The 8,099-nt window shown below is 34.5% G+C and carries 10 protein-coding genes and 1 pseudogene; 6 read left to right on the plus strand and 5 right to left on the minus strand.

Features of this window, described 5'->3' with window-relative positions; translation table 11 throughout:
• Positions 1-1,174 (plus strand): annotated as a pseudogene (locus ACO6FI_RS12740) (IS1634 family transposase); the annotation flags it as partial.
• Positions 1,175-1,370: 196 nt separating this feature from the next.
• Here ACO6FI_RS12740 and ACO6FI_RS12745 read toward each other — a convergent pair.
• The 3 genes from ACO6FI_RS12745 to ACO6FI_RS12755 all read right to left on the minus strand — a co-directional run bounded on the left by ACO6FI_RS12745 (position 1,371) and on the right by ACO6FI_RS12755 (position 3,791).
• Positions 1,371-2,564 (minus strand): hypothetical protein, encoded by a 1,194-nt coding sequence (locus tag ACO6FI_RS12745; protein WP_485457661.1) that lies wholly within the window; start codon positions 2,562-2,564, stop codon positions 1,371-1,373.
• A gap of 429 nt (positions 2,565-2,993) precedes the next feature.
• Positions 2,994-3,542, minus strand: coding sequence for a helix-turn-helix transcriptional regulator (locus ACO6FI_RS12750; protein WP_485457662.1), 549 nt, complete (start codon positions 3,540-3,542; stop codon positions 2,994-2,996).
• 27 nt (positions 3,543-3,569) lie between these two features.
• Entirely contained in the window at positions 3,570-3,791 is a 222-nt protein-coding gene (locus ACO6FI_RS12755) for a hypothetical protein (RefSeq protein WP_485457663.1), read from the minus strand.
• Between the two features lie 136 nt (positions 3,792-3,927).
• Here ACO6FI_RS12755 and ACO6FI_RS12760 point away from each other — a divergent pair, with 136 nt between their 5' ends.
• The 5 genes from ACO6FI_RS12760 to ACO6FI_RS12780 are packed head-to-tail and all read left to right on the plus strand — an operon-like array spanning position 3,928 to position 7,433.
• Positions 3,928-4,959, plus strand: a complete 1,032-nt coding sequence (locus ACO6FI_RS12760; protein ID WP_485457664.1) for a FecCD family ABC transporter permease — start codon at positions 3,928-3,930, stop codon at positions 4,957-4,959.
• Positions 4,959-5,714, plus strand: a complete 756-nt coding sequence (locus tag ACO6FI_RS12765; RefSeq protein ID WP_485457665.1) for an ABC transporter ATP-binding protein — start codon at positions 4,959-4,961, stop codon at positions 5,712-5,714. Before ACO6FI_RS12760 ends, ACO6FI_RS12765 begins: the two co-directional genes overlap by 1 nt.
• 17 nt (positions 5,715-5,731) lie before the next feature.
• Positions 5,732-6,781 carry an ABC transporter substrate-binding protein gene (locus ACO6FI_RS12770; RefSeq protein ID WP_008752044.1) on the plus strand — a complete coding sequence of 350 codons (1,050 nt, stop codon included), beginning with the start codon at positions 5,732-5,734 and terminating at the stop codon, positions 6,779-6,781.
• A 1-nt stretch (position 6,782) separates the two neighbouring features.
• Complete coding sequence (locus tag ACO6FI_RS12775; RefSeq protein ID WP_485457666.1) at positions 6,783-7,037, plus strand: hypothetical protein; 255 nt, start codon at positions 6,783-6,785, stop codon at positions 7,035-7,037.
• 3 nt (positions 7,038-7,040) lie between these two features.
• Entirely contained in the window at positions 7,041-7,433 is a 393-nt protein-coding gene (locus ACO6FI_RS12780; RefSeq protein ID WP_485457667.1) for an alpha/beta hydrolase, read from the plus strand.
• Between the two features lie 41 nt (positions 7,434-7,474).
• Here the strand turns inward: ACO6FI_RS12780 and ACO6FI_RS12785 are convergent, their stop codons facing one another.
• Positions 7,475-7,741 (minus strand): type II toxin-antitoxin system RelE family toxin, encoded by a 267-nt coding sequence (locus tag ACO6FI_RS12785; RefSeq protein ID WP_485457668.1) that lies wholly within the window; start codon positions 7,739-7,741, stop codon positions 7,475-7,477.
• A complete protein-coding gene (gene relB, locus ACO6FI_RS12790; protein ID WP_274970812.1) occupies positions 7,738-7,962 on the minus strand; it encodes a type II toxin-antitoxin system RelB family antitoxin in 225 nt (74 codons plus the stop codon). The genes ACO6FI_RS12785 and relB overlap by 4 nt, the downstream gene beginning before the upstream one ends.
• Positions 7,963-8,099 lie beyond the last annotated feature (137 nt).

Genomic DNA, 8,099 nt, shown 5'->3' on the forward strand with positions numbered 1-8,099 from the left:
TTATAAAAACAGCCACTTATTAGGAAAACGCAATGATAAGATTCTTTTTTATGATTGCACCAATTATTATTTTGAGATTGAAGATGAAGACGGAATTAAGAAATATGGCAAAAGTAAGGAACACAGACCAAATCCTATAGTACAAATGGGTATGTTTATGGATGGTGACGGCATTCCTCTTGCTTTTTCTCTATTTCCGGGTAATGCTAATGAACAAACCTCTATTAAACCTCTTGAAGAAAAGATTTTAAATGAGTTTGACTGTCAAAAGTTTATTTACTGTAGCGATGCAGGACTCGGTTCGGAAAAAATAAGAAAATACAATCATATGGGCGAAAGAGCCTTTGTCGTTACACAATCTATAAAAAAGCTTAATGCACAGGATAGACAATGGGCTTTAGACACTAAAGGATTTAAACGTTTATCTGATGATAAAGTAGTAGATTTGGCAGAAATATCAAAGGATGATGAGGCTATATATTACAAAGATGCTCCGTATATACCTAAGGATTTATCTCAGAGACTTATCATCACATATTCACCTAAATATGCCAAATACCAAAAAACTATTAGAGAAAAATAAATTGACAGAGCTAAGCTAATGCTTGAAAAAGGTAGCGTAAAAAAAGAAGGAAGAAATCCTAATGACCCTGCCGGGTTTATTAGCAGCCTTGCAGTGACTGATGATGGAGAAAAGGCAAATGTACATAGCTTTCTTAATACAGACAAAATAGATGAAGAAACTAAGTATGACGGTATGTATGCCGTCTCAACAGACCTACTTGACGATAATGTAAGTGAAATACTAAGTATAAGTGAAAAGCGATGGCAAATCGAAGAGTGCTTTAGAATTATGAAAACCGAGTTTGAGGCAAGGCCTGTGTACTTACAAAGAGTTGACAGAATTACGGCTCACTTCTTAACTTGTTTTTTAGCATTGATTATTTACAGATATCTTGAGAAAGCTTTAGAACACAAATATACATGTGAAGAGATTCTAAAAACCCTAAAGGATTTTAATTTTGCATATGTAAAAGAGCAAGGTTTTATACCGCTATATAAAAGAACGGAGCTTACAGATAAGCTACATGAGATTTGTCATTTTAATACAGATTTTGAATTTATAACAAAAAGTCAAATGAGAACAATTAAAAAACAAAGTAAGGGAAAATAAAATACTATTTTTTTAGTTTCAAAACGAAATATAAATACCCTCCAAAGCCGCTAAAACACAGGGCTTGAAGGGTATTTTATATTTCAAAACTGTCAAAGACGGGACTATACTACTTTTGCAGGAATTTGAGTAATTTGAGTAATACTTTTTAAGAAATCTCAGCAATTTATCAATCACAATGTGATAAATGATATAACTACTTTAAAGCCGCCTCAATGTTTGCATCATTAATGTCCGTATCAATATCCGACTCACGAAGTTTTATAGGCTTTTTGAGAAGCTCTCTCAAATAATCTCTGTCACCGTTTCTGTATTGACCTTCTTTTACCAATGTAAATCGTGATATATCCGGATCATAACTGTAATAATGGAATTCACTTCCATAGTTACCATATTCACTGAAATCTACGGACAACAGTGTATTGTCATCAAAAACAAAGAAATCTCCTCCACTGTTGGTGACAAATCCGATAAGACGAGGCTTGTCATCTACAATACCGTAAATACCGTAAATCCCATAAAAATCCTCCCTTTTGGGCATAACTTTAACTATAAGCTCATCACGGTTGTCACCTGTGATATCCATTAATTTAAATTTTGAAGTATCATCATGAAAGTCATGCAATATAGGTGAATATAAGCTTTTGTAGGAAGATGCAATGCCTTTAGACTCTTTAGTAATATTATGATATAGATCAATCCCCGGATCAGGCAGCTTTTCCACCGATTCAGCAATATTTCCCGGAGTTACAGGAAAATCCATAATACTGTCTGAACTCAGTTTTACTCTGTTATTTTGCAATGAGTCCTTTGCAGAGGCAATCAATTCACTGTCTTTACCGTCATCTAACAGTGTAAAATTGCAAATGGATGTATCATATGCCCAAATACCTATATCATCCCTATTGCATTCACTATAATCTTGAACGATGATATTATTATCAAGGAAGAGATATGGACTATAGGATCCACTTTCATAAATCTGTACAGCCTTACCGTTAAATATCTTGTAAATACGCATATATTGTACTACGGAATTAAAGAACCAATTTGTACGTCTTTTTAAAATTATTATTTCACTTTGTCCGTCACCTGTAATATCTGCAAGAGTAAAATAATAAAAATTCAATATAGAGTCATCAATAGATTTGTAGGTATCTACATCCGGACTGTCATAAAACTCATCAACACTACCTATTACACCTGTATTATAAAAATTTGTAAGGATATCTCTGTAAATTTTTTTATAATTATCATCACCGGTCACAGAATTTTGTGAAGCTTTTTGAACCCCGTCTTTTATAACACCGGCAGAAAAAGGCGTTTGCAGAAAACCTGCAAAAATCGAAAAAACAATGGCGAACGGAACACTTAAAAATCTTTTTCTCATACATACCTCCTTAAAGTACACTTTTACAATAGAGAATGATAAAATTAATTTTGCTCTAAACAATCAAAACATATACCACATCGCTATATTTTCATTGATATTTTAAATATTCTCTTTTATCTATAATTTTTTCAATAATAACCTCTTACAATTATTATAAAATCACATACCGATAAAAATAATATGAATTTTCATATATTTATTTTAATAATATTCTATCATAGTTTAATAGTTAGGTCAACTCTCACAAATAATTAATATAAATTTCTATCTTTTTCTTTCTAAACGCTTATAATTTTATATACCCACAAAAATATCCACTATATCTCTTATTTTTTCCATTATAACAGTTTTCTTTTTTTCTCCGGCTCCCTGCATATTTACCTCACTAAAAATTTTATTACAGTATAACAAATTTTATTAAAAATATCACCGTTTCCTCCACGTCTTACTCGGAGGGATACCGAAATATTTTTTATACAATCTGCTGAAGTAAAGCGGATCCTGATAGCCTACATTTATGGCGGCTTCCGTAACCGACATTCCGTCAAGCAACATCTTTGCCGCCTTTCTGAGACGAAGCCTTATAAGATAATCAATAGGTCTTATATTATAGATTTTATTAAATGTATATGAAAAATGTGCCTTATTCATATTTGCGGCAAGAGCCAAATCTTCGAGTCTCAGACTCTTTTGATATGAGCTTTCCATCAATTCTATAGCATTTTCAATCTGCATTATTTCCTTATCGGGCATAGAATAACAAAAAGAGCTGAGTATCAGTTGCTGCGCTATCATCCTACTTCTGATTTGATCGTCAAAACTTACACTGTTTGCACATTTTTTAAGCTTAAACAGTAATTCGGATGTATTTTCCTTGTTAAATTCACTTATCTCATACGCCGTATTCATTATATCACTACATCCGTGCCAAGGATTTTCAGGATCGTAATAAATATTTAAATGTACAAATGGCACATCCGAAACCACACTAAAATCTATTTTCTAATTTCCGGCACCATGTACTATCGTATTTTCATCCGCCTTGAAACTTTCATCATTAAATTGTATCAAGGCCTCTCCGGATAAAGTATAGATAAATGCCGAGTGAACTGTATCATATGAGATATGCATTCCAACATCCTTGCTTTGCAAAGATATTCCGGTAATAAAATATTTTCTTGAGCTGTACTCCTTTTGACAGCTTATCAGGAAATCCTTTTCCATGATACCCCTTTCTATGGATTATATTTTTAATAATAGTCCATATCTTTATATTATACTATATTGAAATTTAATTAAATTCAACTATAATTTATATGTTGTTAGGCATATCTAACTATTTTAAAAAGAGAGGATTCTTATGACAAGGAATAAGACCGATATAAAGTTTAATATATTATTGATTGTGCTTTTTATAGCCTTGGCAGCTTCACTGCTGTCAGGTATATCTCTCGGTGCTGTAAGAATAAGCCTGAAAGATACCTACTCCACCATACAATCAAATCTCTTCCATATGAGTGTGGAAGACTTATCAAAATCTACTATGGCTATTGTATGGAATATAAGAATACCAAGAGTAATTATGGGGCTTATAGCAGGTGTGGGGCTGGCACTGTGCGGAACGGTGATGCAGACCACCGTAAATAATCCTATTTCAGAACCGTATATTCTAGGTATCTCCGCCGGTGCAACATTCGGTGCAACATTCTTTATAATACTTGGACTTAAATCAATGACCGGAATAGGTGCATTCTTCGGTTCTGTTATATCCACAGCCATAGTTATGTTCATCGCATCCATAGGTAAAAAGATCACCACAACGAGCCTGATACTCTCAGGTGCTGTTGTAAACGCTTTATTCAGTGCATTTTCAAACTTCATCATATCCATAGGAGCAAACTCCGACAGTATGATGACTATCAAGTTTTGGACTATGGGATCACTGGCAAGTGCAACATGGGCAGATATTCTTCTTCCGCTTTTTGCGGTACTCATCTCACTTATCTTTTTTATGACGCAGTACCGCACAATGAATACTATGCTTATGGGAGATGAGGTTGCAATAACACTTGGAATAAACCTTCAAAATTACAGGCTTATATATATGCTGTTTATATCAATGATTACCGGAGTTCTTGTAGCAAAATGCGGAATTATAGGATTTGTAGGACTTATAACCCCACATATATCACGCATTCTGATCGGCACCGACCACAAAAAAATAATTCCGCTCTCGGCTATGCTTGGAAGTCTGTTTGTGCTGTGGGCCGATATACTTGCCAGATGCCTTATAGACAAGGCGGAGTTACCTATAGGTATATTTACCTCACTGGTCGGCGGACCTTTCTTTATATACATTGTTATAAAAAATCAGAAAGGCGGTCAAAAATAATGGATTTAACTTGTAAAAATATATCCTATTCCATAAAGGACAAACAGATATTAAAAAATATATCTCTGAATGTATCAGGAAATAAGTTTTTTACAATACTCGGTCCCAACGGCTGTGGAAAAACAACTCTTTTAAAGAGTATTTACAGAGTATTAAAGCCGACCTTTGGAGAGATTTTATTAAACAATAAAAATATTGAAAATATCAAACTTAAGGACTCCGCAAAAGAGATGGCTGTGGTGGCACAGTTCAATGAAATAAATTTTGACTGCAATGTGGAGGATATAGTTATGCTCGGCAGAAGTCCACATATAAGTTTTTTACAGTCTGAAAAACAAAATGATTTTGATATTGTAAAAGCCGCCCTAAAAGATGTGGGAATGTTTGATAAGGCAAACCGCTCCTACTCCTCTCTTTCAGGAGGTGAAAAGCAAAGAGTGGCTCTGGCTCGTGCTATAGCACAAAAACCTTCATTGCTTTTGCTTGATGAACCTACAAACCATTTGGATATCAAATATAAGCTTGAAATACTTCATATTATAAAAGAGCTTAATATAAATGTACTTGCGGTGCTTCATGATATTCAATTGGCATGTAAGTTTTCAGACTGTTTATTTCTTATGAAAGGAGGTGAAATAAAGTACGAGGGCATACCTAGACAAACTGTCACAGAAAGTTCAATGAAAGATGTATATGGAGTAAATTGTAAAATATCATGGTCTGATGACAACCAAGCCATGATTGAATATATCTAAAATGAAAGGAAAAAATAATGAAAAAGATTCTAAACTTAACTTTAACAACTTGTATAGCACTTGCAATTGTAGGATGCGGCGGCACTAATGATACAAAAAAAAGTACCTCTTCAGAGCAGGCTTTAACAACCGTTGAAAGCACTGTAGCAGAGAGTAAGTCCGAAAGCACCGCAGGCACTAAAGAAACCTCATATCCTGTCACAGTAACAACATATGATGCGGACGGCAAGGAGATATCACAAGTATTTGACAAGGCTCCGGAGCGAGTAATCACAAACAATTTATCTTCTACCGAATTGCTTATAGACCTGGGGTTGCAGGATAAAATAGTGGGAATGCTTAATCCCGACAATGAAGTAAGCTCTGATTATGCCGCAGCCGTTTCTTCCATACCTCATATCGGAGATAAAAAAAGCGTATCAAAGGAAGTGGTACTTTCAAACACACCTGATATACTTATCGGAAGAAATATGATGTTCTCAGATAAATCTCTCGGCAGTGTGGATACATGGAATCAAAACGGAGTACCTGTATACACTCAAAAAGCTTCCGTTTCAAATATGAAGCAAAGTCTTGAAAGCGTTATTGACGATGTAAAAAATATAGGTATCATCTTCAATATACAGGACAAAGCAAATGAGTATGCAGATAAATTGCAAAAAAGAATCGATACTGTAACAGCTGCAAACAAGGCTAATACCGGCGAATTAAAGAACGCTCTTATTATGTGTGCATACAACGATCAGACCTTCGGTGCATACAAATCCGCATTGCAGGAGAGTATTCTTAATACACTCGGATATACAAATGTTGCAACAGGTACATCAGATCTCACTCTTGAAAACTTGGTTACCATGTCCCCTGAAGTTATAATCTATGTTACAAGTGACCGAAACAAAGAACTTGATGCCAAGGCGGTCGACCTTATGAAAGCCAATGCGGTTATCTCCGAGGTTCCTGCAATAAAGAATGACAAGATTATGACTATATCATATGATGAGTTAATGGATTACGGTACTTCTTCAATCAATGCGTTGGAAGATATAAATTCATTCTTAAATAAGTAGTATGTTAGATACAAAAATATCCTTACCGAACAATTATAATGAAGGAAACAAATATCCACTTATTCTTTTAAATGACGGTGAGATAAATTATCTTGGAGATTTAAAAGATACAGCTATACTTGTGGGGTTGATACCACAAAACAGATCGGATGCCTTCACACCTTGGAGGGCAACTAATCTAAAGCCTTCTATGCCTGATTTCGCCGGAAAACTGGATGAATATCACTCACAGGTATTTGAGTATTTGCTTCCGTAGTTATTGTGTAAGTACAGTATTGATGAAAACAAAATCGCCTATGGAGGCTACTCACTTGGCGGATTGGCGGCGGTATACAGTCTGTATAACACTACCGCTCCGAGTATTATATTTTCACTCTGCGGCTCGTTTTGGTATCCGCAATTTTTTGATTATTGTGAGAACAATACGATACTTAATACAAAAGCATCTCTTTATTTGCAAAACGGCAAGACTGAGGGCGGTAAACACAACAATATAATTTCAAACGCACCGATACTTTCCGACAAACTTCACAAACTTCTAAGTGACAGATTAGATAATGTCACCTCTACCTTTGATGAATACGGACACCACGAAAATATCAAAGGAAGATATGAAAATCTTATTGAGTGGCTGAAAGAAAATTTAAAATAATAAAAAGCAACCTAAGAATCTCAAGTTCTTAGGCTACATTATTATTTGTACACTCTACTTCTATGCTCTACTTCAACCACTAATATAATCAGCTTTTCATCCTCTATATCTGCAATTATTCTATAATCTCCAACTCTGTACCTCCAATGTCCGCTTCTGTTTGATGTCAAACCTTTACCATGTCTTCTCGGTTCTGTTGTCCCAACCAAATTTTTTTCAATCCATGACTTAATCATTAACAAAACCGACTTATCAAGCTTTTTCAAGGATTTTAACGCTTTACTTGTATATTCAACAGTATATCTCATAATCCAAGTTCTTTCCAAACCTCTTCATGTGAATATATCTTTAATTTTCCTTGTCTTTTATCATCTTCATACTCATCAAATATTTTTTTGTCGTACTCATCCTCTATATGCTCAATCATAATTTCTCTTATCAGTTCTGATAAACTCTTGTTGTTGGCTTTTGCATATTCTTCAAAAATACTTAATTCCTTATCAGGAACTCTTACACTTATTGTAGACATATCTCACCTCCCGATATATATAGTTAAATTATATCACAGATACCCGCTTTTTCAACAACACAAAAAACCTCCCGGCAAGCACTATAAGCCGTATATGATAAAGTCCTAATATACCCCAAACGAAAATGTCCTGTTTA

It is taken from the genome of Lachnoanaerobaculum sp. (assembly GCF_057250505.1).

What these genes read in the sequence shown, in the direction of transcription:
- ACO6FI_RS12745 (WP_485457661.1), bottom strand. Translation starts at nt 2,564, where the DNA reads ATGAGAAAAAGATTTTTAAGTGTTCCGTTCGCCATTGTTTTTTCGATT.
- ACO6FI_RS12755 (WP_485457663.1), bottom strand. Translation starts at nt 3,791, where the DNA reads ATGGAAAAGGATTTCCTGATAAGCTGTCAAAAGGAGTACAGCTCAAGA.
- ACO6FI_RS12760 (WP_485457664.1), top strand. Translation starts at nt 3,928, where the DNA reads ATGACAAGGAATAAGACCGATATAAAGTTTAATATATTATTGATTGTG.
- ACO6FI_RS12765 (WP_485457665.1), top strand. Translation starts at nt 4,959, where the DNA reads ATGGATTTAACTTGTAAAAATATATCCTATTCCATAAAGGACAAACAG.
- ACO6FI_RS12770 (WP_008752044.1), top strand. Translation starts at nt 5,732, where the DNA reads ATGAAAAAGATTCTAAACTTAACTTTAACAACTTGTATAGCACTTGCA.
- ACO6FI_RS12775 (WP_485457666.1), top strand. Translation starts at nt 6,783, where the DNA reads ATGTTAGATACAAAAATATCCTTACCGAACAATTATAATGAAGGAAAC.
- ACO6FI_RS12785 (WP_485457668.1), bottom strand. Translation starts at nt 7,741, where the DNA reads ATGAGATATACTGTTGAATATACAAGTAAAGCGTTAAAATCCTTGAAA.
- relB (WP_274970812.1), bottom strand. Translation starts at nt 7,962, where the DNA reads ATGTCTACAATAAGTGTAAGAGTTCCTGATAAGGAATTAAGTATTTTT.